20 protein-coding genes, 2 tRNA genes and 1 pseudogene are annotated in these 21,597 nt (G+C 72.1%); 4 read left to right on the top strand and 19 right to left on the bottom strand.

Annotated elements, in window-relative coordinates; translation table 11 throughout:
* Positions 1–15 precede the first annotated feature (15 nt).
* From ruvB to pgsA, 10 genes and pseudogenes are all read right to left on the bottom strand, one after another.
* On the bottom strand, positions 16–1,110 hold the full coding sequence (gene ruvB / locus ACWDD7_RS12745; protein WP_351875865.1) for a Holliday junction branch migration DNA helicase RuvB: 1,095 nt from the start codon (positions 1,108–1,110) through the stop codon (positions 16–18).
* A gap of 27 nt (positions 1,111–1,137) precedes the next feature.
* The gene (gene ruvA, locus ACWDD7_RS12740; protein ID WP_351875862.1) at positions 1,138–1,743 is read right to left on the bottom strand and encodes a Holliday junction branch migration protein RuvA; all 606 of its coding nucleotides are present in this window, start codon (positions 1,741–1,743) and stop codon (positions 1,138–1,140) included.
* Positions 1,740–2,279, bottom strand: a complete 540-nt coding sequence (gene ruvC, locus ACWDD7_RS12735; protein ID WP_351875860.1) for a crossover junction endodeoxyribonuclease RuvC — start codon at positions 2,277–2,279, stop codon at positions 1,740–1,742. The genes ruvA and ruvC overlap by 4 nt, the downstream gene beginning before the upstream one ends.
* A gap of 136 nt (positions 2,280–2,415) precedes the next feature.
* Positions 2,416–3,168 (bottom strand): YebC/PmpR family DNA-binding transcriptional regulator, encoded by a 753-nt coding sequence (locus ACWDD7_RS12730; protein WP_285560801.1) that lies wholly within the window; start codon positions 3,166–3,168, stop codon positions 2,416–2,418.
* A 48-nt stretch (positions 3,169–3,216) separates the two neighbouring features.
* Positions 3,217–3,822, bottom strand: coding sequence for a pyridoxal 5'-phosphate synthase glutaminase subunit PdxT (gene pdxT / locus ACWDD7_RS12725; protein WP_450457342.1), 606 nt, complete (start codon positions 3,820–3,822; stop codon positions 3,217–3,219).
* A 27-nt stretch (positions 3,823–3,849) separates the two neighbouring features.
* A complete protein-coding gene (pdxS, locus tag ACWDD7_RS12720; RefSeq protein WP_037651067.1) occupies positions 3,850–4,755 on the bottom strand; it encodes a pyridoxal 5'-phosphate synthase lyase subunit PdxS in 906 nt (301 codons plus the stop codon).
* Between the two features lie 127 nt (positions 4,756–4,882).
* Positions 4,883–5,425: a LemA family protein gene (locus ACWDD7_RS12715; protein ID WP_392214815.1), complete on the bottom strand. Its 543-nt coding sequence runs from the start codon at positions 5,423–5,425 to the stop codon at positions 4,883–4,885.
* A gap of 370 nt (positions 5,426–5,795) precedes the next feature.
* Positions 5,796–6,959, bottom strand: a complete 1,164-nt coding sequence (locus ACWDD7_RS12710) for a glycosyltransferase family 4 protein (protein WP_351875851.1) — start codon at positions 6,957–6,959, stop codon at positions 5,796–5,798.
* On the bottom strand, positions 6,956–7,864 hold the full coding sequence (locus ACWDD7_RS12705) for a phosphatidylinositol mannoside acyltransferase (protein ID WP_450457341.1): 909 nt from the start codon (positions 7,862–7,864) through the stop codon (positions 6,956–6,958). Before ACWDD7_RS12705 ends, ACWDD7_RS12710 begins: the two co-directional genes overlap by 4 nt.
* A pseudogene (pgsA, locus tag ACWDD7_RS12700) lies at positions 7,861–8,578 on the bottom strand (phosphatidylinositol phosphate synthase). Before pgsA ends, ACWDD7_RS12705 begins: the two are co-directional and overlap by 4 nt.
* A gap of 261 nt (positions 8,579–8,839) precedes the next feature.
* On the opposite strand from pgsA, the gene ACWDD7_RS12695 reads away from it, so the two are divergent.
* Both ACWDD7_RS12695 and ACWDD7_RS12690 read left to right on the top strand, forming a co-directional pair.
* Positions 8,840–11,038: an elongation factor G-like protein EF-G2 gene (locus tag ACWDD7_RS12695; RefSeq protein WP_450457340.1), complete on the top strand. Its 2,199-nt coding sequence runs from the start codon at positions 8,840–8,842 to the stop codon at positions 11,036–11,038.
* Positions 11,039–11,226: 188 nt separating this feature from the next.
* Entirely contained in the window at positions 11,227–12,873 is a 1,647-nt protein-coding gene (locus ACWDD7_RS12690) for a hypothetical protein (protein ID WP_450457339.1), read from the top strand.
* A gap of 67 nt (positions 12,874–12,940) precedes the next feature.
* Here the strand turns inward: ACWDD7_RS12690 and ACWDD7_RS12685 are convergent, their stop codons facing one another.
* From ACWDD7_RS12685 to ACWDD7_RS12670, 4 genes are all read right to left on the bottom strand, one after another.
* On the bottom strand, positions 12,941–13,498 hold the full coding sequence (locus tag ACWDD7_RS12685; RefSeq protein ID WP_285560785.1) for an HIT family protein: 558 nt from the start codon (positions 13,496–13,498) through the stop codon (positions 12,941–12,943).
* Between the two features lie 93 nt (positions 13,499–13,591).
* The gene (thrS, locus tag ACWDD7_RS12680) at positions 13,592–15,568 is read right to left on the bottom strand and encodes a threonine--tRNA ligase (protein ID WP_351875836.1); all 1,977 of its coding nucleotides are present in this window, start codon (positions 15,566–15,568) and stop codon (positions 13,592–13,594) included.
* A 115-nt stretch (positions 15,569–15,683) separates the two neighbouring features.
* Positions 15,684–16,895, bottom strand: a complete 1,212-nt coding sequence (locus ACWDD7_RS12675) for a hypothetical protein (RefSeq protein ID WP_450457338.1) — start codon at positions 16,893–16,895, stop codon at positions 15,684–15,686.
* Complete coding sequence (locus ACWDD7_RS12670) at positions 16,892–17,458, bottom strand: DUF4365 domain-containing protein (RefSeq protein ID WP_351875830.1); 567 nt, start codon at positions 17,456–17,458, stop codon at positions 16,892–16,894. Before ACWDD7_RS12670 ends, ACWDD7_RS12675 begins: the two co-directional genes overlap by 4 nt.
* 168 nt (positions 17,459–17,626) lie before the next feature.
* On the opposite strand from ACWDD7_RS12670, the gene ACWDD7_RS12665 reads away from it, so the two are divergent.
* A complete protein-coding gene (locus ACWDD7_RS12665) occupies positions 17,627–18,352 on the top strand; it encodes a 3'-5' exonuclease (RefSeq protein WP_351875827.1) in 726 nt (241 codons plus the stop codon).
* Between the two features lie 43 nt (positions 18,353–18,395).
* Here the strand turns inward: ACWDD7_RS12665 and ACWDD7_RS12660 are convergent, their stop codons facing one another.
* From ACWDD7_RS12660 to ACWDD7_RS12640, 5 genes are all read right to left on the bottom strand, one after another.
* Positions 18,396–19,415, bottom strand: a complete 1,020-nt coding sequence (locus ACWDD7_RS12660; RefSeq protein WP_450457337.1) for a DUF2207 family protein — start codon at positions 19,413–19,415, stop codon at positions 18,396–18,398.
* A gap of 123 nt (positions 19,416–19,538) precedes the next feature.
* Positions 19,539–19,610 (bottom strand) — tRNA-Val (locus ACWDD7_RS12655).
* A gap of 39 nt (positions 19,611–19,649) precedes the next feature.
* Entirely contained in the window at positions 19,650–20,096 is a 447-nt protein-coding gene (locus ACWDD7_RS12650; RefSeq protein ID WP_450457336.1) for an SRPBCC family protein, read from the bottom strand.
* Between the two features lie 264 nt (positions 20,097–20,360).
* Positions 20,361–20,432, bottom strand: a tRNA-Val gene (locus ACWDD7_RS12645).
* An 83-nt stretch (positions 20,433–20,515) separates the two neighbouring features.
* Positions 20,516–20,911, bottom strand: coding sequence for a TIGR02611 family protein (locus ACWDD7_RS12640; protein ID WP_351870568.1), 396 nt, complete (start codon positions 20,909–20,911; stop codon positions 20,516–20,518).
* A gap of 190 nt (positions 20,912–21,101) precedes the next feature.
* Between ACWDD7_RS12640 and ACWDD7_RS12635 the strand changes: the two genes are divergently transcribed.
* Positions 21,102–21,515, top strand: a complete 414-nt coding sequence (locus ACWDD7_RS12635) for an SsgA family sporulation/cell division regulator (protein WP_004002642.1) — start codon at positions 21,102–21,104, stop codon at positions 21,513–21,515.
* Positions 21,516–21,597 lie beyond the last annotated feature (82 nt).

The raw sequence follows: 21,597 nt of genomic DNA, 5'->3' as shown, positions 1-21,597 counted from the left end.
CGGGCGCCGGAGGTGTCACGTCCCGAACAGGTCCTGTTGTCCGTTTCCCGACGTGGCGGCGCCGGGCGGGGTGAGACCGAGGTGCGTCCAGGCGGCGGGCGTGGCGACGCGGCCGCGCGGGGTGCGGGCCAGCAGTCCCTCGCGGACCAGGAAGGGTTCGGCCACCTCCTCGACGGTCTCCCGCTCCTCCCCCACCGCGACGGCGAGCGTGGACAGGCCGACGGGGCCGCCGGCGAAGAGCTTCAGCAAAGCCTCCAGGACGGCGCGGTCCAGCCGGTCCAGGCCCCGCGCGTCGACCTCGTAGACGGCGAGGGCCGCCGCGGCGATCTCGCGGGTGATCAAACCGTCGGCCTTGACCTGCGCGTAGTCGCGGACGCGGCGCAGCAGGCGGTTGGCGATGCGGGGGGTGCCGCGGGAGCGGCCGGCGATCTCGGCGGCGCCCTCCGCCTCGATGCCGACGTCCAGGAGCTGCGCGGAGCGGTGCACGACGCGCTCCAGTTCGCGGGGCTCGTAGAACTCCATGTGCGCGGTGAAGCCGAAGCGGTCGCGCAGCGGGGGCGGCAGCAGTCCGGCCCGGGTGGTGGCGCCGACCAGGGTGAACGGGGGCAGTTCGAGGGGGATGGCGGTGGCGCCGGGGCCCTTGCCGACGATGACGTCGACGCGGAAGTCCTCCATCGCCATGTAGAGCATCTCCTCGGCGGGCCGGGACATGCGGTGGATCTCGTCCAGGAAGAGGACCTCGCCCTCCTGGAGGGAGGAGAGGATCGCGGCGAGGTCGCCGGCGTGCTGGATGGCGGGTCCCGAGGTGATGCGGATGGGGGCGCCCATCTCGGCCGCGATGATCATCGACAGGGTGGTCTTGCCGAGGCCGGGGGCGCCGGAGAGGAGCACGTGGTCGGCGGTGGCGCCACGGGCGCGGGCCGCGCGCAGCACCAGGTCGAGCTGTTCGCGGACTTTCTCCTGGCCGATGAACTCGCCGAGGTCCTTGGGGCGCAGGGCGGCCTCGACGGCCTGGTCCTCGCGGTCGGCGACGGAGCCCACCAGCCGCTCCGCGGGGGGTACGGGCGGCCGTTCGCCGGCGGGTGTGTCGGCCGTGTCGTCCCAGTTCATGTGGTGTGCCTCAACAAAAGGTGGGGGTCAGCGGGCTCGGTTCAGGGTCTGCAGGGCGGCCTTCAGGAGCTGGCCGACCTGCGGGGTGCCGCCCACCGCCTCGGCCTGGGGGGCCACGGCGGACACGGCTTCGTCGGCCTCGCGGGTGGCGTAGCCGAGGCCGATCAGGGCCGCGTGCAGCTGGTCGCGCCAGCCCTGGGTGACCGGGGCGCCGACCGCGGGGGCGCCGACGGGCGCGCCGAGGCGGTCCTTCAGCTCCAGGAGCAGCTTCTGGGCGCCCTTCTTGCCGATGCCGGGGACCGCGGTGAGGGCCTTCTCGTCCCCGGTGGCGACGGCGCGACGCAGCGCGTCCGGGCTGTGCACGGCGAGCATGGCCTGGGCGAGGCGGGGGCCGACGCCGCTGGCGGTCTGGAGCAGCACGAAGACCTGGCGGGCGTCGTCGTCCGCGAAGCCGTACAGGGTCAGCGAGTCCTCGCGCACGACCAGGGAGGTGTGCAGCTTGGCGGGCTGTCCGACGCGGAGCGTGGAGAGGGTGTCCGGGGTGCACTGGACGGCCATGCCGACGCCGCCGACCTCCACCACCGCGGCGTCGGGGGCGAGCGCGGCGACCGTGCCGCTGACGAAGGCGATCATGCCGTACGGCCTTTCGTTGCGTGGGCGGTGTGCAGGGCGAGGGCCTGCTGGAGCCGGTTCTGGGCGGGGGCGCGCCAGATGTGGCAGATGGCGAGGGCGAGGGCGTCGGCGGCGTCGGCGGGCTTGGGGGGCGCGGCGAGCCGGAGCAGCCGGGTGACCATGGCGCCGACCTGCGCCTTGTCGGCGCGGCCCGAGCCGGTGACGGCGGCCTTGACCTCGCTGGGGGTGTGCAGCGCGACGGGGATGCCGCGGCGGGCGGCGCACAGCATGGCGACGGCGCTGGCCTGGGCGGTGCCCATCACGGTGCGCACATTGTGCTGGCTGAAGACACGCTCCACGGCGACGAACTCGGGCCGGTGCTCGTCCAGCCATTCCTCGATGCCCTGCTCGACGGCGAGCAGCCGGTCGCTGAGTTCGGCGTCCGCCGGGGTGCGTACGACGCCGACTCCGATCATGGTGAGCGGGCGGCCGGCGACCCCCTCGACCACGCCGACCCCGCACCGGGTCAGTCCCGGGTCCACCCCCAGTACCCGCACGGTCCCTCCCCTTGAGCGCTCGATCACCTGTTTGTGCAGGCTATCGGGTGCCACTGACAAGGCCGCGCACCAACGCCCCACAACGCGACGGGCCGACGGGGTGTGTCCCGTCGGCCCGGTCGGTCAGCCGTACGCGTTACGCGTCGACCTTCTCCATGATCTCGTCGCTCACGTCGAAGTTGGCGAAGACGTTCTGCACGTCGTCGCTGTCCTCCAGGGCGTCGATCAGCTTGAAGATCTTCTTGGCGCCCTCCTCGTCCAGCTCGACCTGCATGGTCGGGACGAAGTTGGCCTCGGCCGAGTCGTAGTCGATGCCGGCCTCCTGGAGGGCGGTGCGGACCGCGACCAGGTCGGTGGCCTCGCTGAGCACCTCGAAGGACTCGCCGAGGTCGTTGACCTCCTCGGCACCCGCGTCCAGGACGGCGCCGAGCACGTCGTCCTCGGTCAGCTCGCCCTTGGGGACGATGACGACGCCCTTGCGGTTGAAGAGGTACGACACCGAGCCCGGGTCGGCCATGTTGCCGCCGTTGCGGGTCATGGCGACGCGCACGTCGGAGGCGGCGCGGTTGCGGTTGTCGGTGAGGCACTCGATGAGCACCGCGACACCGTTCGGGCCGTAGCCCTCGTACATGATCGTCTCGTAGTCGGCGCCGCCGGCCTCGAGACCGCCACCGCGCTTGATCGCGGAGTCGATGTTCTTGTTCGGGACCGACTGCTTCTTGGCCTTCTGGACGGCGTCGTAGAGCGTCGGGTTGCCGTCCAGGTCGACGCCGCCCATGCGCGCCGCGACCTCGATGTTCTTGATCAGCTTCGCGAAGAGCTTGCCGCGCTTGGCGTCGATCACGGCCTTCTTGTGCTTCGTCGTAGCCCATTTAGAGTGGCCGGACATCTGCCTGTCTCCTTCGCGTTACCCATCTATGAACGAACGCCTGAGATCCTACAAGGACTCCGTGGTGGCCTGGGCGCGCACCATGTCCACGAAAAGGGCGTGGACGCGGTGGTCGCCGGTCAGTTCCGGGTGGAACGACGTGGCGAGCGCGTTGCCCTGACGGACGGCGACGATGTGGCCGTCGTGCTCGGCGAGCACCTCGGCGTTCGCGCCGACGGACTCCACCCAGGGGGCGCGGATGAAGACGCCCTCCACAGGATCGCCCGGGACGCCCTTGACGTCGACCGTCGCCTCGAAGGATTCGTTCTGGCGTCCGAAGGCGTTGCGGCGCACGATCATGTCGATGCCGCCGATGGTCTCCTGGCCCGAGCGCGGGTCGAGGATCTTGTCGGCCAGCATGATCATGCCCGCGCAGGTGCCGTAGACGGGCATGCCGGCGCGCACGCGGGCGCGCAGGGGCTCCATCACGCCGAAGAGCACGGCCAGCTTGGAGATGGTGGTGGACTCCCCGCCGGGCAGGACGAGCGCGTCGACCTCGGCGAGTTCCTCGGGGCGCCGCACCGGCCTGGCCACGGCGTCCGCCGCGGCCAGGGCGATGAGGTGCTCCCGTACGTCGCCCTGGAGGGCCAGGACGCCAATGACAGGAGTGTTCATGGGATTCGGGTACCTGTGGGCCTGTGCTTACCAGCCGCGGTTCGCGTAGCGCTCGGTCTCGGGGAGGGTGTCGCAGTTGATGCCGACCATGGCCTCGCCGAGGTTGCGGGACGCGTCCGCGATGATCTTCGGGTCGTCGTAGAAGGTGGTGGCCTTCACGATGGCGGCGGCGCGCTTGGCCGGGTCGCCGGACTTGAAGATGCCGGAGCCGACGAACACGCCCTCGGCGCCGAGCTGGCGCATCAGGGCCGCGTCGGCCGGGGTGGCCACGCCGCCGGCGGAGAACAGCACCACGGGGAGCTTGCCCAGCTCGGCGACCTCCTTGACCAGCTCGTAGGGGGCGCGCAGCTCCTTGGCGGCGGCGTACAGCTCGTTGTTGTCGCAGCCGCGCAGCTTGGCGATCTCGCCCTTGATCTGGCGCAGGTGGCGCACGGCCTCCACGACGTTGCCGGTGCCGGCCTCGCCCTTGGAGCGGATCATCGCGGCGCCCTCGGCGATGCGGCGCAGGGCCTCGCCCAGGTTGGTGGCGCCGCACACGAACGGGGTGGTGAAGGCCCACTTGTCGGAGTGGTTGACCTCGTCGGCCGGGGTGAGGACCTCGGACTCGTCGATGTAGTCGACGCCGAGGGACTGCAGGACCTGGGCCTCGACGAAGTGGCCGATGCGGGACTTGGCCATGACCGGGATCGAGACGGCGTCGATGATGCCCTCGATCATGTCCGGGTCGGACATGCGGGCCACGCCGCCGTCCTTGCGGATGTCGGCCGGGACCCGCTCCAGGGCCATGACGGCGACGGCGCCCGCGTCCTCGGCGATCTTCGCCTGCTCCGGGGTGACGACGTCCATGATGACGCCGCCCTTGAGCTGCTCGGCCATGCCGCGCTTCACGCGGGCGGTACCGGTCTCGGGAGCCTGGTTCTCGGTGGTGGACACGGGCGACCTCACTGAAGTGAAAGAGGGTTCTCTGCTGCACCGAGGAAACGCGAGTGGAGCAGGCCACAGCAAGGGCCAATGGAAAGCCTGTGGCTCGTTTTCGCTGGGAATGCCAGGTGAGGGGCGGTCAGGCGGCGCGTTCCACCAGGGCGGCGGGGGGTTCGTCGTCCATCTCGAAGGCCAGCGGGAAGGGGGCGTGGCCGGCCAGCCGGAACCAGCGGACCTTGCGGTGCCCGCGCAGCCGGCGGGCGGCGCCCACGGCGTCGTTGTGGAAGCGGCGGGCCATCGGGACCCGGCGCACGGCCTCGGCCAGCTCGTGGACGGCCTCCTCGCCGCCGGGGGCCTCGCGCAGGGCCTCGACCTGGGCCGGTTCCGCGAACACCGCGCGCAGTGCCTGGCTCAGTTCGCTCTCGGCGACCTCCCGCTGCTCCTCCTCGGCCTGCCGGGCGGCGTGCGCGGCCTCGTACAGCACGATCGAGGCGGCCGGGTCCAGCACGCCGGAGGTGGCGAGTTCCTGGGCCACGGAGGCGCGGCGCAGCAGCTGGGCGTCGAGCGCGGCACGGGCGGCGTCCATCCGTACGTGCAGCCGGTCCAGGCGGCCTGCGGTCCAGCTCAGGTAGACGCCGATCGCGAGGAGGGCGACGAGGATCCAGATGAGGGTTGCGGTCACGCGGGAAGGCTATCGGCACCCCGTGGGCCCACCGAAAGGGCGGCGAAGGGCATCGCGGGGACCGGTCCCGCACCGCCCCGGAGGAACCCGCGCGCCCGGCGCTCGGCCCACCGCCCGGTCCCACCGACGAGCCCGCGGCGGCGCGACGCCCGGTATCGCCCCGGGGTTCCCCTCCCACCCGAGGTTTCCGTCCCGGGGCGGCACGAAGCGCGCGGAGGCCCGGAGCCAGTCCCGCACCGCCCCTGGAAGGAGCGCCGGCCCGGTTTCACTCCCGCCGGGGGTTTCCGTCCCGTTCGAGCCCGAAGCAGGTCCGCGGCCCCGCGGCGGGTCCCGACGCGCCCCGGAAGAACCCGCTCCCCCGCCCGGCGTCTCAGTCCCGCGCCAGTCCGAACCGGGCCCGCAGCCCCGTCGCCCGTTCGTCGGCCGCGACCGCCGTCGTGCCGTCCGTGACCGTCTCGTAGACGGAGAGGATGTCCGCGCCGACCGTGGACCAGTCGAAGCGCCGTACATGGGCGCTGCCGCGGGCGCGGAGCCCGGCGCGGCGCTCCGGGTCGGCCAGCAGGCGTACGGCGGCGTCGGCGAGCGCGTCCGCGTCCTCGTTGGCGAAGATCTCGCCCGCCCGGCCCTCGTCGAGGACCTGTACGAAGGCGTCGAGGTCGGAGGCGAGCACGGGGGCGCCCGCGGACATGGCCTCGACCAGGATGATGCCGAAGCTCTCGCCGCCGGTGTTGGGCGCCACGTAGACGTCGACGCTGCGCAGCAGGCGCGCCTTGTCCTCGTCGCTGATCATGCCGAGGAACTCCACCCGGGAGCGCAGCTCGGCCGGCAGGTTCTCGACGGCGGCCTCCTCGTCGCCACGGCCCGCGACCAGCAGCCGCGCGGTGGGCCGGGAGGCCAGGATCTTCGGCAGGGCCCTCATCAGGACGGGCAGGCCCTTGCGGGGCTCGTCGATGCGGCCGATGAAGCCGATCGTCTCCCCCTGCCACTCGGGCCTGGGCTCGGCCCTCGCGAAGAAGTCGACGTCGACGCCGTTGGGGATGACCACCGCGTCCCCGCCCAGATGCTCGACCAGGGTGCGTCGCGCGTACTCGCTCACCGCGATCCGGGCGCTGATCTTCTCCAGGGCCGCCTGGAGGATCGAGTAGGCCGCGATCATCGCCCGCGAGCGCGGGTTGGAGGTGTGGAAGGTGGCCACGATGGGGCCCTGCGCGGCCCAGCAGGTGAGCAGGCCGAGCGAGGGCGAGGTCGGCTCGTGGATGTGCACCACGTCGAAGGCGCCGTCGTGCAGCCAGCGCCGTACCCGCGCGGCCGACAGGAAGCCGAAGTTCAGCCGGGCCACCGAGCCGTTGTACGGCACCGGGACCGCGCGGCCCGCCGAGACGACGTACGGCGGCAGCGGGGTGTCGTCGTCGGCCGGGGCGAGCACGGAGACCTCGTGGCCGAGGCGGATGAAGTACTCGGCGAGGTCGCGGATGTGGAACTGGACGCCACCGGGCACGTCCCAGGAGTACGGGCAGACGATCCCGATTCTCACGCGGGTCCCTTCGCGGGGTCGAGGTCGGCGAGCCACAGCCGCTGGAGCATGTGCCAGTCCTCCGGGTGCCCGGCGATCCCGGTGGCGAAGGCGTCGGCCAGGGCCTGTGTCATGGCGGACGCCTTCTCGGCCCGGGTGCCCGACTCGGGTACCTCGATCGGGGGGTGGACACGGCCCCGCATGACGGGCGAGTCGTCGTACCAGAGGGTGACCGGCAGCAGCGGGGCGCCGGTGTGCTGGGCGAGCAGGGCGGGGCCGGCGGGCATCCGGGCCTTCTCGCCGAAGAAGTCGACCTCCACGCCGGAGGCGGACAGGTCGCGGTCGGCGACCAGGCAGACCAGGCCGCCGTCGCGCAGCCGGCGGGCCAGGGTGCCGAAGGCGGAGCCGCCGCTGTGCGGCAGCACCTCCATGCCGAGGCCCTCGCGGTAGGCGACGAAACGGTCGTAGAGCGTCTCGGGCCTGAGGCGTTCGGCGACCGTGGTGAACGGGGTGCGCAGCTCGGTGGTGACCCAGGCGCCGGCCAGGTCCCAGTTGGCCAGGTGCGGCAGGGCGAGGATCACGCCCTTGCCGGCGTCGAGGCCCTCGGTCAGGTGGTGTATGTCCTTGGGGTCGAAGCCCGCCCTGATCCGCTCGGGGCTCCAGGCGGGCAGCCGGAAGGACTCCATCCAGTAGCGCAGATAGGAGCGCATGCCCTTGCGGGACAGTTCGGCCAGGCGTTCGGGGCTCGCGCCGGGCACCACGCGCGCGTAGTTCGCCTCCAGGCGCTGCACACCCTTGCCGCGCTGCTTCCAGGCGAGGTCGGCGATGCCCCGCCCGAGGCGGGCCGCGACGGGCTCCGGGAGCTTCTTGACGGTGCTCCAGCCCGCGCCGTACAGCGCGTCGCTGAGCCGGTCGGAGACGCTCACCGCGCCGCCCCGCTCGTGTCCTGCGCGACCGCCTCGGCCTCGGCGGACTCCCGGCGCACGGTGACGACCCGCTGGATCAGCGTGACCAGGCTGCCCGCGGCCACGATCCACAGGGCGACCGGCAGCAGCCACTGGATGCCCGGCACACCGAACGTGTGCAGGCCCGCCAGACCGGCCGCGACCAGCGAGATCACCAGCCGCTCGGCACGTTCGACGAGTCCGTTGACGGCGACCGGGAGCCCGATCGACTCGCCGCGCGCCTTGGTGTACGACACCACCTGGCCGCTGGCCAGGCAGAAGATCGAGACCGCGCACAGCACGTTGTCGTTCCCGTTGCCCGCGTACCAGAGCGCGAAGCCGCCGAAGATCGCGCCGTCGGCGACCCGGTCCAGGGTGGAGTCCAGGAAGGCGCCCCAGCGGCTGGAGCGGCCCAGCTGGCGGGCCATGTTGCCGTCGACCAGGTCGGAGAAGACGAACAGGGTGATCACGACCGTGCCCCAGAAGAACTCGCCCCGGGGATAGAAGACCAGCGCGCCCGCCACCACGCCCGCCGTGCCGATCAGCGTGACCGTGTCGGGGCTCACCCCCCGCCGGATGAGAAACGCGGCGAACGGTGTGAGGACACGCGTGAAGAATGCACGCGCGTACTTGTTCAGCATGGCCTTCCCGACGGTCGGTTGTCGCCGCGGCCCTGATGGCCGCCGGCTGGCCCATCGTAGCCACGCGCGCGTACCCGTGACGGGCGGGCACCCGCGGCCCGTGCGCCGAGGTGGTGCGCTGGGCTCGTACGGACAGGGCCCCGACCGGTCCGTACGCCCCCGCGCGGGGTGCCGACGGCGGGATCGGGGCCTCCGTATGGACGCGACGTGACGGGAGTGGAAAGCTCGAATAACCGCGGGCGTCGCCGAAGCCGCCACAGCACGCGGTTCGCGTGTCCGCGCCCCGATGACCTCACCGTGCACGGGAGGCAGGATCATGGGCGACAAGACTCAGACACACCCCGGGGCCGCCGGCAGGGCTCTGACGGCCGACCAACCCGCGTCCATACGGAATGTGGTGCTGGTCGGCCACTCCGGATCGGGCAAGACGACCCTGGTGGAGGCCCTCGCGCTGACCGCCGGGGCGGTGAACCGGGCGGGCCGCGTGGAGGACGGCGGCTCCGTCTCGGACTACGACGAGATCGAGCACCGGCAGCAGCGCTCCGTACAGCTGTCCCTGGTGCCGGTCGGCTGGGACGGCATCAAGATCAACATCCTGGACACCCCCGGGTACGCGGACTTCGTCGGGGAGCTGCGGGCCGGTCTGCGCGCCGCGGACGCGGCCCTCTTCGTCGTCTCGGCCTCGGACGGGGTGGACGGCTCGACCCGCATGGTCTGGGAGGAGTGCGCGGCCGTCGGGATGCCCCGGGCGATCGTGATCACGCACCTGGAGGCCGCCCGCGCGGACTTCGAGGAGATGACCCGGATCTGCGCCGAGGCCTTCGGCGGCGACGACCCGGACGCCGTCCTGCCCCTGTACCTGCCGCTGCGCGGCCCCGCGGGCCCGGACGGGCACGCACCCGTGACCGGCCTGGTGGGGCTGCTCACCCGCAAGCTGTTCGACTACTCGTCCGGCGAGCGCAAGGAGTCCGAACCCGGCCCGGACCAGCTGCCGGACCTGGACGAGGCCCGCAACCGGCTCATCGAGGGGATCATCGCCGAGAGCGAGGACGAGACCCTGATGGACCGCTACCTCGGCGGCGAGCAGGTCGAGATCAAGACGCTGATCCAGGACCTGGAGCGGGCCGTCGCGCGCGGCAGTTTCTTCCCGGTGCTGGCGGCCGCCCCCGCCGCCGAGGGTGCCCGCCAGGGCCTCGGCACCGTGGAGCTGCTCGACCTGATCACGGGCGGCTTCCCGACTCCGTTCGAGCATCCGGTGCCCGGCGTGACCACCCTCGACGGCAGGCCGCGCGAGCTGAAGCCGTGCGACACCGCCGGACCACTGGCCGCCGAGGTCGTCAAGACCGCCTCCGACCCCTACGTCGGCCGCATCTCCCTGGTCCGCGTCTTCTCCGGCACGCTGCGCCCCGACCAGACGGTGCACGTCTCCGGGCACGGCCTGACCGACCGGGGCCACGAGGACCACGACGTGGACGAGAAGATCGGCGCCCTGTCCATGCTGTTCGGCAAACAGCAGCGGCCGGTCACCCAGGCCGTCGCCGGCGATCTGGTGTGCGTGGCCAAGCTGTCCCGCGCCGAGACCGGGGACACCCTCTCCGCCAAGGACGACCCGCTGCTGATGGAGCCCTGGCAGATGCCGGACCCGCTGCTCCCGGTCGCCATCCAGGCGCACAGCAAGGCCGACGAGGACAAACTCTCGCAGGGCCTGTCCCGGCTGGTCGCCGAGGACCCGACGATGCGCCTGGAGCAGAACCAGGACACCCACCAGGTGGTGCTGTGGTGCCTGGGCGAGGCGCACGCGGACGTCGCGCTGGATCGGCTGCGCAGCCGCTACGGCGTCCAGGTGGACGTCGTACCGCACAAGGTCTCCCTGCGGGAGACGTTCGCGAACAGGGCCACCGGGCGCGGCCGGCACGTCAAGCAGTCCGGCGGGCACGGCCAGTACGCCATCTGCGAGATCGAGGTGGAGCCGCTGCCCGGGGGCTCGGGCATCGAGTTCGTGGACAAGGTGGTCGGCGGAGCGGTGCCGCGCCAGTTCATCCCGTCCGTGGAGAAGGGCGTGCGCGCGCAGGCCGCGAAGGGCGTCGCCGCCGGACATCCGCTCGTGGACGTGCGGGTCACGCTGCTCGACGGCAAGGCGCACTCGGTGGACTCCTCCGACGCCGCCTTCCAGACCGCGGGCGCGCTGGCCCTGCGCGAGGCCGCCGCGGACGCGAGGATCCATCTGCTGGAGCCGGTGGCCGAGGTGAGCGTCCTGGTCAACGACGACTACGTGGGCGCCGTGATGAGCGACCTGTCGGGCCGCCGCGGCCGGGTGCTCGGCACCGAACAGGTGGGCTCCGGACGCACGTTGATCCGGGCCGAGGTCCCCGAGTTCGAGATCGGCCGCTACGCCGTCGACCTGCGCTCGCTGTCCCACGGCACGGCGCGCTTCGACCGGGCGTACGCACGCCACGAGCCGATGCCCCCGCAGATCGCCGAGCGCATTCGCGAACAGGCCGGGGACGAAGGCTGATCGGCCGATTCCGGGCGGGCGGCTTCGGCCGTCCGCCCTCCGGTCGTCGGTGGTGCCGGATACGCTGATCACCTGGGCACCTCGGGCACCGGACGTCCGGTTCCGGTACGACGACGGGCCCAACAGGTGTGCGGGGCAGGGAAGTCGGGAAGGCCGCAGGAGCGACACCGGCGGCGATGGGGGCGGGAATGTCGTTTGGAACGGAGTGGGACGGGCCCCAGGTGCCCGTCTCCGGCGACGGCCAGCAGGCGGCGACGGCCGCGCTGGCCTCCGCGGCCTACCGGGACGACCCGGTCGACAAGATCAAGGAAGCCGACAACGAGTGGCACCAGTCCACCGTCAAGACCGGCCGGATCGGGCTGTTCAAGCCCAACCTCGGCGAGGCGTTCTCGCGCGCCGTCGTGGACCGCATGCTCGGCGCCGGCCGCAAGCCGCTCATCCAGTCGTTCGGTTCCGAGCCGCAGTTCGTGGTCGAGCACTGCCTGGCGGCCAACAACATCCGCCGCGAGCGGGACAACCGGCTGATGCTGGTGACGGTCCTGTGCGGGGTGCTCTTCCTGCCGGGGCTGATCGCCTGGCTGCTCGTCTTCCAGCTGCGTTCGTTCATCGCCAAGCGGGACGACAAGCGGGCCGGCACCCTGGCCACCACGCTGCTCCTCGGCGTGGGCGTGCTGGCCGTGCTGCTCCTGATCAAGATGCCGTTCGGCGGCTTCTGGGGGTGGTACGCGCGGGCGGCCGTGGTGCTGCCGGCCGTCGGCTGGTACCTGGCCAAGCGGATCTGCGAGCGCACCGCCAAGGACCTGCGGGGGCGCTGGGACGGCCTGCTGTCGGGCAGCAGCGTGGGCATCAAGGTGCCCGAGGCGGTGCCGCGCGGCCCGAACCAGACCGCGGCCGACGCGCTGCGCGAGTCCCTGGCCCGGCTCACCGCCGAGCAGCAGTCCAACTCCGTCTTCTACGCGGGCCCCAAGGGCATACTCGGCATGGGCACCCGCTGGGGCTCCTGGCAGCTCGCCGAGGACCTGGTGTCCGCCCAACCGGGCCGCGAGATCCACCCGTTCCGCAGCTGGGACGTCATCCGCGCGATCCATGACCAGCTGGCGCTGCTGGAGCGCGGCCCGCTGAACACCGGGGGCTTCCCCAAGCCGTCGGTCAAGCACTGGATCGTCACCCCGATCGCCGAGAAGGCGGGGGCGGTGTCCCGGCCGGAGGGCACCGACGTGGAGGCCTTCCAGGTCAAGCCGCACGCCATACAGGAGATCTGCAACAAGCAGCAGTTCGGCAAGGGCGACCGGCACTACCTGGGCGTGCAGTGGACGCTGTGGGACGGCCAGCTGGTGCTCACCATGATGATCACGGTGACCGTGCTGCACGAGACGCTGCGCATCGAGGTCACCGGGCATGCGCTGGGCCCGGTCAACGGGTTGTTCTGGGGCAAGCCGGAGGCGCCGACCAAGGAGGTCGCCAAGACCTTCAAGCCCTGGGAGACCCGCAAGATCAACCTGCCGCTGATGACCACCGACGAGGTCGTACGGCTCGCCGTGCGCGCCCCGCTGGCCTGGTACCCGCCGCTGCTCAACTGGCTCGGCGGCTCCCTCGGCCTGCCGGAGCCGTTCGGTCTGCGGCACGCGTGGGCCGACCAGCCGTGGCGGCACCGCTTCATGGCCGACGACGCGCTGCGCGCGGCCACCCCGGTGCTGCGGGTCGTGCACTCGGCCGCGATCAAGGTCCTCAAGGAGCACGGCGTCGACACGGAGAAGTTCGGCAACCGGTCGTCGTTCCTCAGCGGCCAGGTCCAGGACCCGTCGCCGCGCAAGGCGGATCTGTACGACGCGTAGCACGTCCGGGACACGAAGAGGGCGCCTCCCCGGGAAAGGGGGGCGCCCTCTTCGTATCCGAGCGGCCTTACGCGGGCCAGGCCTCCGCCAGCATCTTGCGGGTGTCGGCAAGGAGCTGCGGGAGCACCTTGGTGTGGCCGACCACGGGCATGAAGTTGGTGTCGCCGCCCCAGCGGGGCACCACGTGCTGGTGCAGGTGCGCGGCGATACCCGCGCCCGCCACCGCGCCCTGGTTCATGCCGATGTTGAAGCCGTGCGCCCCGGACGCGGTGCGCAGGGCGGTCATCGCCTGCTTGGTCAGCTCGGCCAGCTCGGCGGTCTCCGGGCCGGTGAGATCCGTGTAGTCGGCCACGTGCCGGTAGGGCACGGTCATCAGATGGCCGCCGTTGTACGGATACAGGTTGAGGACCGCGTAGACATGCTCGCCCCGGCGGATGATCAGCCCGTCCTCGTCGGACTTGGCCGGGATCGAGCAGAAGGGACAGCCGTCGTCGGCCCCCGGGCCGCTCGGCTTGTTCTCGCCCTGGATGTAGGCCATCCGATGAGGCGTCCACAGGCGCTGGAACGCGTCCTGCGTCCCCACGCCGATCTGCTGCTCCGGCTCACTCGTCATGCCATGCAGCATATGGCGTAAGGCCCCCTCACAGGCCAGGGCCCCCGGGGACGGACATCCTCCGGGGGCCCATATCGGCCAGGGTCAGGCCCTTATCGGCCAGGGTCAGACCTGGGCCCGCTCCGCCACGACCTTGGCGATCTTGGCGATGGCCTCGTCGACCGGGATGCCGTTCTCCTGGGAGCCGTCGCGGTAGCGGAAGGACACCGAGCCGTTCGACATGTCCTCGTCGCCGGCGATGACCATGAAGGGCACCTTCTGCTTCTGCGCGTTGCGGATCTTCTTCTGCATGCGGTCCGAGGAGGAGTCCACCTCGACGCGCAGGCCCTGCTTGCGGGCCGCCGCCGCGAACTTCTCCAGGTACTCGACGTGGGCGTCGCCGATCGGGATGCCCAGCGCCTGCACCGGGGCGAGCCACGCCGGGAACGCGCCCGCGTAGTGCTCCAGGAGCACCGCGAAGAAGCGCTCGATGGAGCCGAACAGCGCGCGGTGGATCATGACCGGACGCTGCTTGGAGCCGTCGGGGCCGGTGAACTCCAGGTTGAACCGCTCGGGCAGGTTGAAGTCGAGCTGGATGGTCGACATCTGCCAGGTACGGCCGATGGCGTCCTTGGCCTGCACCGAGATCTTCGGGCCGTAGAACGCGGCGCCGCCCGGGTCGGGGACCAGGGGCAGGCCCTGCTTCTCGGCGACCTGGCGCAGGGTCTCGGTCGCCTCCTCCCAGACCTCGTCGGAGCCGACGAACTTCTCCGGGTCCTTGGTGGACAGCTCCAGGTAGAAGTCGGTCAGACCGTAGTCCCGCAGCAGGCCGAGGACGAAGGTGAGCGTCTTGTCCAGCTCCTCGGACATCTGCTCACGGGTGCAGTAGATGTGCGCGTCGTCCTGCGTGAAGCCCCGGGCCCGGGTGAGGCCGTGCACGACGCCCGACTTCTCGTACCGGTACACGGTCCCGAACTCGAAGAGACGCAGCGGCAGTTCACGGTACGAGCGGCCGCGCGCGTCGAAGATCAGGTTGTGCATCGGGCAGTTCATGGGCTTGAGGTAGTAGTCCACGCCCTCGTCGAGCTGCATGGGCGGGTACATGCCGTCGGCGTACCAGTCCAGGTGGCCCGAGGTCTCGAAGAGCTTCCCCTTCGTCGCGTGCGGGGTGTAGACGAACTCGTAGCCCTCCTCCTCGTGGCGGCGCCGCGAGTAGTCCTCCATGGTCCGGCGGATGATGCCGCCCTTGGGGTGGAAGACGGCGAGGCCGGAGCCGATCTGCTCGGGGATGGAGAAGAGGTCCAGCTCGGCACCGAGCTTGCGGTGGTCGCGCTTCTCGGCCTCGGCGAGGAACTCCAGGTACGCCTTCAGCTCGTCCTTGGACGGCCAGGCGGTGCCGTAGATGCGCTGGAGCATCGGGTTCTTCTCGCTGCCGCGCCAGTAGGCGGCCGCGTTGCGCATCAGCTTGAACGCCGGGATGAGGCGGGTGGAGGGCAGGTGCGGACCGCGGCAGAGGTCCTTCCAGCACAGCTCGCCCGTCTTGGCGTCCAGGTTGTCGTAGATCGTCAGCTCGCCGGCGCCGACCTCGACGTCCGCGCCGTCGTCGTGCGACGCGGAGCCCTTGAGGCCGATCAGCTCCAGCTTGTACGGCTCGTCGGCCAGCTCCTCGCGGGCGGCGTCGTCGGTGACGACACGACGGGCGAACCTCTGCCCGCGCTTCTGGATCTCCTGCATCTTCTTCTCGATGGCCTTGAGATCCTCGGGCGTGAACGGCTTGTCGACGTCGAAGTCGTAGTAGAAGCCGTCCTTGACCGGCGGGCCGATGCCCAGCTTGGCCTCGGGGAAGATCTCCTGCACGGCCTGCGCCATGACGTGCGCGGTGGAGTGCCGGAGGATGTTGAGGCCGTCCTCGGACGAGATCTCGACACCCTCGACCTCGTCGCCGTCGGACAGCTCGTGGGCGAGGTCCTTCAGCTCGCCGGCCACGCGCGCGGCGATGATCGAGCGCTCGCCCGCGAAGAGGTCGGCGGCCGTAGTGCCCGTCGTCACCACGCGTTCTTCCCGCTCGGAATCGCGTTGGATGATCACACGGACGTCTGACACCGGTCTCTCCTGACTGAAGGTGGGTGCGGCGCCATACCAGGAGCGCGCGCACAGGCGATCGTACCGACCCGAGGGCGCCGACCGCGAAACGGTTACGGACGGTGTCCCCGCCCTCTCACGTCTCTCCGCAAGCCTCCTCGAAGAAGTCCAGGTTCTCCTGGAGGGATTTCATCAGCCGGTCCCGCTCGGCGTCGTCCACCTGTACGGGTACGACCCCGCAGGCGCCGGTGAGTCTGCGGAAGCCGCCGCGCCGCTCCAGCCGGCCGTGCACGCGCACCGGGAGGCCGACGAGGTGGGCGTGGCCCGCGATGCGGTAGTCCTCCTCGTCCAGGGTGGCGCGGACGTGCGGCACCTCGGCGCCCGCGAGGACGCGCAGCCGTACGGTGCCCTCGCCGCGCGGTCCGGAGCGGCGCATGCGTACGACGGCGCCCGTGATCCGCACGGGTACGGAGGGTTCCTCGTGCAGGTAGCGGGCGGCGGCGTCGCGGAGCACGGGCAGGTCGCCCGGGGAGAACTCGACCGGTTCGGCGTCGGGGGCGCAGCCCTCGGGGACGCCGGCGGCGGGGGCCCAGGCGACGGAGACCCGGGCCCCCTCGGTGCCGCGCACGAGGGCGCCGAGCGCTTCGGTCAGCTCGCGGCTGACGCCGGCCTCGACGGCGCCGTCGAAGGCGTCCATGCCGCCGGTGGCGCGCCGGTAGTCGATGGCCTCGCGGGCGGCGTACAGGGCCTGCTGGAGGCGGACGGCGAGGGGCCGGGCGGCGGGCACGGGCGCGAAGGCGGTCAGCCGGCCGTCCTCGGTGGCGGGGCCGACGAGGACGTCGTCGAGGAGTGCGGTGGCGGCACGGCGGTGGCGGGCGCCGTGGTACCCGGCGCGCGCACGGGTGGCGAGCGCGGCGGCGAGGAGCATCTGCCGGGCGGCGGCGCGCAGTCGCTCCTCGCGGCCCCAGGAGGCGGTGCCGGCCGGGCCGCTCGGGACATCGCGCCACCAGCGGATCTCGTCGCTGGGTACGGCGAGGCAGACGAGCACCTCGCGGGCGGCGGGGGTGTCGCTGCGGGCGAGGGCGTCCAGGGCCTCGCCGAGCAGGTCGTCGCTGTCGGGGAAGGCCCGGCTTTCGGGCACCAGCAGGCTGGTCGCGCCGCCGCCCGGTCCGGGCGGGGTCCAGCGGCCGTAGCGTCCGGCGGACCCGCCGCGCCGCTGCCAGCCGTGCCGGCGCAGCAGGACGCCGAGCACCGCGGGGTCGACGTCGGCGGCGCGGGGTGTGCGGTGCCAGGGGAGGGCGTCGGGGCGCGGCCGCGGCACCGGCTCCTCGTGGGGACCGGTCCTCATGGTCTGCCTCCCGTCCCGACGCGGGTCATGATCTCGCACAGCGCCCGGTCGTCGAAGATGCGTGTGGTCGGTATCCGCACGGTGGTCCGGTGCCGGCCGGTGATGGGGTGGCCGGCCAGGTTGACCCAGTAGCAGCAGTGCCTCAGGTCGAGCCGGTCGTGGCCGGCGCGCAGCCAGTCGTCCTGGGCGCGCGGGACCAGCATCACGACGAGGATCTTGTGCACCGTGACGGGGGTGCGGGCGAGCTTGCGCAGGTGGTCGTTGTCGAGGGTGAAGGAGAAGGCGCGGCCCGGGGGGTGGGGCGGGATCTGGTACGTCGCCTTCAGCTGGACCTTGATGGTGACCTCGTCGTCGACCGTGTGGCCCGGCGCGCTGTGGCTGACGTGCCAGTCGATGCCGTTGTCCGGGAAGGGCTGGGACAGCGAGCAGCCGGCCGCCGCGGCGACCGCGTGCAGATAGCCGACCTGCAGCGTCTCCATGCAGGCGGTGGTGGCGAGCGAGCCGCGGACGGTGCCCGTGCCTTCGGGCAGCAGCCCGCCCCGCTCGGGCTGCAGAGTGGCCATGACCAACAGCCTTCCAAGCCAAGAGTTTCCCCGCTGCGGGCTGCTGAACTGCAAAGACCCGTACTCCTGTTGTCTCCTTCCGGCGTACGGCGCAAACGGCCCGGGTATCACCAAACAGGCAGAAGACGGAACGTCAGCCGCCGTGGGTGATGGAGGAGTTGGGTTGGGATGACGTACTGGTACGAGGGGCCGCTCGCCGCCTTCGACACGGAGACCACGGGCGTGGACGTCGAGACCGACCGGATCGTGTCGGCCGCCGTGGTCGTCCAGGACGCGCCGCAGACCCTGCCCCGGGTCTCGCGCTGGCTGGTGAACCCGGGGGTGCCGGTGCCGGCGGAGGCGACGGCGGTGCACGGGCTGACGGAGGAGCACCTGCAGCGCAACGGGCGCTGGCCGGCGCCGGTGGTGTTCGAGATAGCCGAGCAGCTGGCGGAGCACGCGGCGCGGGGGCGTCCGCTGGTGGTGATGAACGCGCCGTTCGATCTGACGCTGCTGGACCGGGAGTTGCGCCGGCACCGGGCGTCCTCCCTGGAGCGGTGGTTCCCCTCGGTGCCGCTGCGGGTGCTGGACCCGCGGGTGCTGGACAAGCATCTGGACCGCTACCGCAAGGGGCGGCGCACGCTGACCGACCTGTGCGCGCACTACGGCGTGGAGCTGGAGGGGGCACACGACGCGGCGACGGACGCGCTGGCGGCGCTGGAGGTGGTCCGCGCCCTGGGCCGCCGCTTCGCCACCCGCCTCGAACGCCTCTCCCCCGCCGAACTCCACACCCTCCAGGCCGGCTGGCACGCCGCCCAGGCCCGCGGCCTCCAGTCCTGGTTCGCCCGCAACGGCTCGGACGAGACGGTCGACACGGAGTGGCCGCTACGACCGCAGATGCCGGCGGCGGCGTAGGACGCCCGCTCCCGGACTCGGCGCGTCGCCCCGGCGGGCGGACTCACCAGGAGCCGCCTCCGCCGCCGCCCGCTCCGCCGCCGACGCCCGAGGATGAGTTGCCGCCACCCGAGCTGCCGCCGGAACTCCCACCGGACGACGGGGATCGGGCGGACGCCACCGCGGTCCCGATGAGGGCCCGGGCGAGGGCGGGGCCCAGCCGGACGGTGCGGGAGGAGGGTCGGCGGGTGGGGTCGGCGGAGGTCTCCACGGCTTCGCGCCAGTCGGCGGCGAGGTCCAGGGAGACGGCCCAGGCCGTGCAGTGGCGTACCTGGTCGTCGTCGAGGGGTTCCGTGCCGGGGAAGGCCGCGGGGTCGGCGAGACAGCGCCGGAACGATTCGACCCGTAGCCGCTGGGCGCCGCCCTCGGGGGTGCGCCGCTGGAGTTCCCAGGCGCGCCGGGCCAGTGCGAGACCGGCACCGAAGACGACCGCGCCCGCGATGAGCAGCGGGCCGCCCGCCGTATGGCGGCCACCGCCGAGCGCCGCGCCCACGGCGGCGAAGACGAAGCCGAGCACACTCGCGGCGATGCCGGCGTACCGCCCGGCCAGCGCCCGGCGCAGGGAGGCCGCGCCCCACAGGCCGGACCCCTCCTGCCACCGGGTCAGGTGACCGGCCAGCGCCTCCCAGCCCTCCCGGAACCACGGGTCGTACGACCCCAGGACGACCTCGCGGCGCCCGGCGAAGACGCGCTGGAAGACATCCCTGGTGACCGGGTCGCAGGCCCCGGCGCTCGTGGCGCGACGCCGCAGCGTCGGCGCGTGTGTCCCGCCGCCGAGGACGAGGTGGCCCTCGGCGACGGCGCCGAGCAGCCAGGCGGTCCGGTGCCGGGCCTCGACCCGCTCGGTGACGAGGAGCCCGCCCTGGGCGGCGTTCAGGCCCGGCGGTGGTGTGGGGCCGGGCGTGCCCGGGTCGGTGCCCCTGGGCGCGGGCCGGTCGCGACCGGCGAGGCGCAGCAGCAGGATCGTGATCAGCGCGGCGGCGAGGGCGAGGCCGAGGAGGGCATTCAGCAGCGGGTGGGTCACGGTGGTGCCGACGGCCTTCCCTGCGGGCGCCGGGTCTCGGTCCGTCCCCGTCCTGCTCCTCGCCCAGGGCGCCCCTCTGGCATCAGAAGAGCCGGTCCGCTGTGCGGACCGGCTCTCTCCCGGTGGGCGATACTGGGTTCGAACCAGTGACCTCTTCGGTGTGAACGAAGCGCTCTCCCACTGAGCTAATCGCCCGGGAACGCAGTGAACAATACAGGTCCCGACGCCGATCCTTCAAACCGCTCGCAGCCGGCGCAGCAGTCCGCGCCGTCCGGCCCGCATCATCAGGCCGTGGTTGGCGCGGAAGACCGCACGACCGGGCACGGCGAGACGCCGGAGCAGGGGCTTGCGGACGTCGGCTTCCTGCTCGTAGACGGCGAGCGTCCCCGGGCCCGCGGCGGTGACCGTCCAGCGCGCCCAGCCCTCGATGTCGCCGCTCATGGCGATCTCCAGGACCCCGGCTGCCGGGTCACGGCGCCTCTCGCGGGCGGTGACAGTCATGGCGTACGGCAGTGCCGAGCGGATGGTGAGGATGCCGGTGGAGTCGTCGATCCGGGTCACCGCGCGCACCTGGGGCCACCAGCGGGGGTAGTCCTCGGGCCGTTCCAGCACGGCGTAGACGGCGGCCGGCGGGGCGGGCAGGGGCCACAGGCTGCGGAAGCGGTAGTGGTTCCAGTCCATGCGTCGAGTGTGCCGCGCGGAGCGGCCGCTCGCGCCGTCCGCTGATTCCGGCTCAGATTGCGCAGGCGTCACGGGCCTTGGGCCGCGCGGAATTCCGCACTCCCGGGGCAGCGGCCGGGAAACTGGGCGGCTTTCCGTAAAGCCCGGACACTTTCGGCCAGTTGCGCGCGAGCGGAATGTCTCCCGCCGGGTGACGGTTCGTCACGGCATGCGAATACGACGACGGCCCATCCGCTCTTTCGCGGATGGGCCGTCGATCCGGGGTGGGCGATACTGGGTTCGAACCAGTGACCTCTTCGGTGTGAACGAAGCGCTCTCCCACTGAGCTAATCGCCCCGGCGCAGGAAGAACATTACCCCATGTCAGGGAGTGCCCTCGACCATGGCCGCGGCGACGGCCGGGCGGGGCGGCGAGGCGGCTCACCGGTTCTCGGTCCTCCAGGGCGGCACGAGACCGAACCGCGCCAGGTAGATCGTGCCCAGCACCAGGACGATCACCGCTCCGGTCGTCGTCAGCGCGATGTTACGGCGGCGCACCTCGGGCTCCAGGGCACGCTGCGCCGCCGCGGTGACCTTGCGTTTGGTCCAGCGGAGCACGAGCTGGGCCCACACGAACTCGGTCGCCCAGATCGCCATGCCCGCGAAGATCACCACCCAGCCGGGTCCGGGCAGCGGGAGCAGGGCGACGCCGGCGATCACGACCGCGAGGCCGATCACGAAGACGCCGGCCTGCCAGCCGCGGTGCAGCAGTCTGCGCGCCTTGATGAATTCGGGCGCGCGGGACCCGAGCCCAGGATCGTCACTCCCCGTATTCATACCGACAACGCTACCCGAGTGATTCACATCACCGGAATGGTCGTAGATCCGGTACGAGTTCTCGGCCGGAAGAGTGTCGTAAACACACGCAAAACCCTCAGAGGGGTTTACAACGGCACCGTAGGTGGCATGTCGATTTCGCCGACGTGCGAATCCCCGAGCGCACACTGAGCGAAAGGCCCTGGCGCTTATGAACACCACGGTCAGCTGCGAGCTGCACCTGCGCCTCGTTGTGTCGAGCGAGTCCTCCCTGCCTGTCCCCGCAGGCCTGCGGTACGACACGGCCGACCCCTACGCCGTGCACGCCACCTTCCACACCGGAGCCGAGGAGACCGTCGAGTGGGTGTTCGCCCGCGACCTCCTCGCCGAGGGGCTGCACCGGCCCACCGGAACCGGAGACGTCCGGGTCTGGCCGTCCCGCAGCCATGGTCAGGGCGTTGTCTGCATCGCCCTCAGCTCCCCCGAGGGGGAGGCCCTGCTCGAGGCGCCCGCGCGGGCCCTGGAGTCCTTCCTGAAGCGAACCGACGCCGCCGTGCCGCCCGGCACGGAGCATCGGCACTTCGATCTGGATCAGGAGCTCTCGCACATCCTGGCGGAAAGCTAGCCCGCCGCCCTTCCGAGCAGCCCGGCGCCGTCCACTCGGGGAGACGGCTCGGGCCACGACAACCGCATACGGCACAGGCCGG

Source organism: Streptomyces sp. NPDC001056 (assembly GCF_053598955.1).
Note: the sequence above shows the minus strand (reverse complement) of the source record. Positions and strands in the feature narration are given on the sequence as shown.

Bases quoted from the DNA above. Each gene is read 5' to 3' on its own strand.
- ruvB (WP_351875865.1), bottom strand. From the start codon at position 1,110: ATGAACTGGGACGACACGGCCGACACACCCGCCGGCGAACGGCCGCCC.
- ruvA (WP_351875862.1), bottom strand. From the start codon at position 1,743: ATGATCGCCTTCGTCAGCGGCACGGTCGCCGCGCTCGCCCCCGACGCC.
- ACWDD7_RS12730 (WP_285560801.1), bottom strand. From the start codon at position 3,168: ATGTCCGGCCACTCTAAATGGGCTACGACGAAGCACAAGAAGGCCGTG.
- pdxT (WP_450457342.1), bottom strand. From the start codon at position 3,822: ATGAACACTCCTGTCATTGGCGTCCTGGCCCTCCAGGGCGACGTACGG.
- ACWDD7_RS12695 (WP_450457340.1), top strand. From the start codon at position 8,840: ATGGGCGACAAGACTCAGACACACCCCGGGGCCGCCGGCAGGGCTCTG.
- ACWDD7_RS12690 (WP_450457339.1), top strand. From the start codon at position 11,227: ATGTCGTTTGGAACGGAGTGGGACGGGCCCCAGGTGCCCGTCTCCGGC.
- ACWDD7_RS12685 (WP_285560785.1), bottom strand. From the start codon at position 13,498: ATGCTGCATGGCATGACGAGTGAGCCGGAGCAGCAGATCGGCGTGGGG.
- ACWDD7_RS12675 (WP_450457338.1), bottom strand. From the start codon at position 16,895: ATGAGGACCGGTCCCCACGAGGAGCCGGTGCCGCGGCCGCGCCCCGAC.
- ACWDD7_RS12670 (WP_351875830.1), bottom strand. From the start codon at position 17,458: ATGGCCACTCTGCAGCCCGAGCGGGGCGGGCTGCTGCCCGAAGGCACG.
- ACWDD7_RS12665 (WP_351875827.1), top strand. From the start codon at position 17,627: ATGACGTACTGGTACGAGGGGCCGCTCGCCGCCTTCGACACGGAGACC.
- ACWDD7_RS12650 (WP_450457336.1), bottom strand. From the start codon at position 20,096: ATGGACTGGAACCACTACCGCTTCCGCAGCCTGTGGCCCCTGCCCGCC.
- ACWDD7_RS12640 (WP_351870568.1), bottom strand. From the start codon at position 20,911: ATGAATACGGGGAGTGACGATCCTGGGCTCGGGTCCCGCGCGCCCGAA.
- ACWDD7_RS12635 (WP_004002642.1), top strand. From the start codon at position 21,102: ATGAACACCACGGTCAGCTGCGAGCTGCACCTGCGCCTCGTTGTGTCG.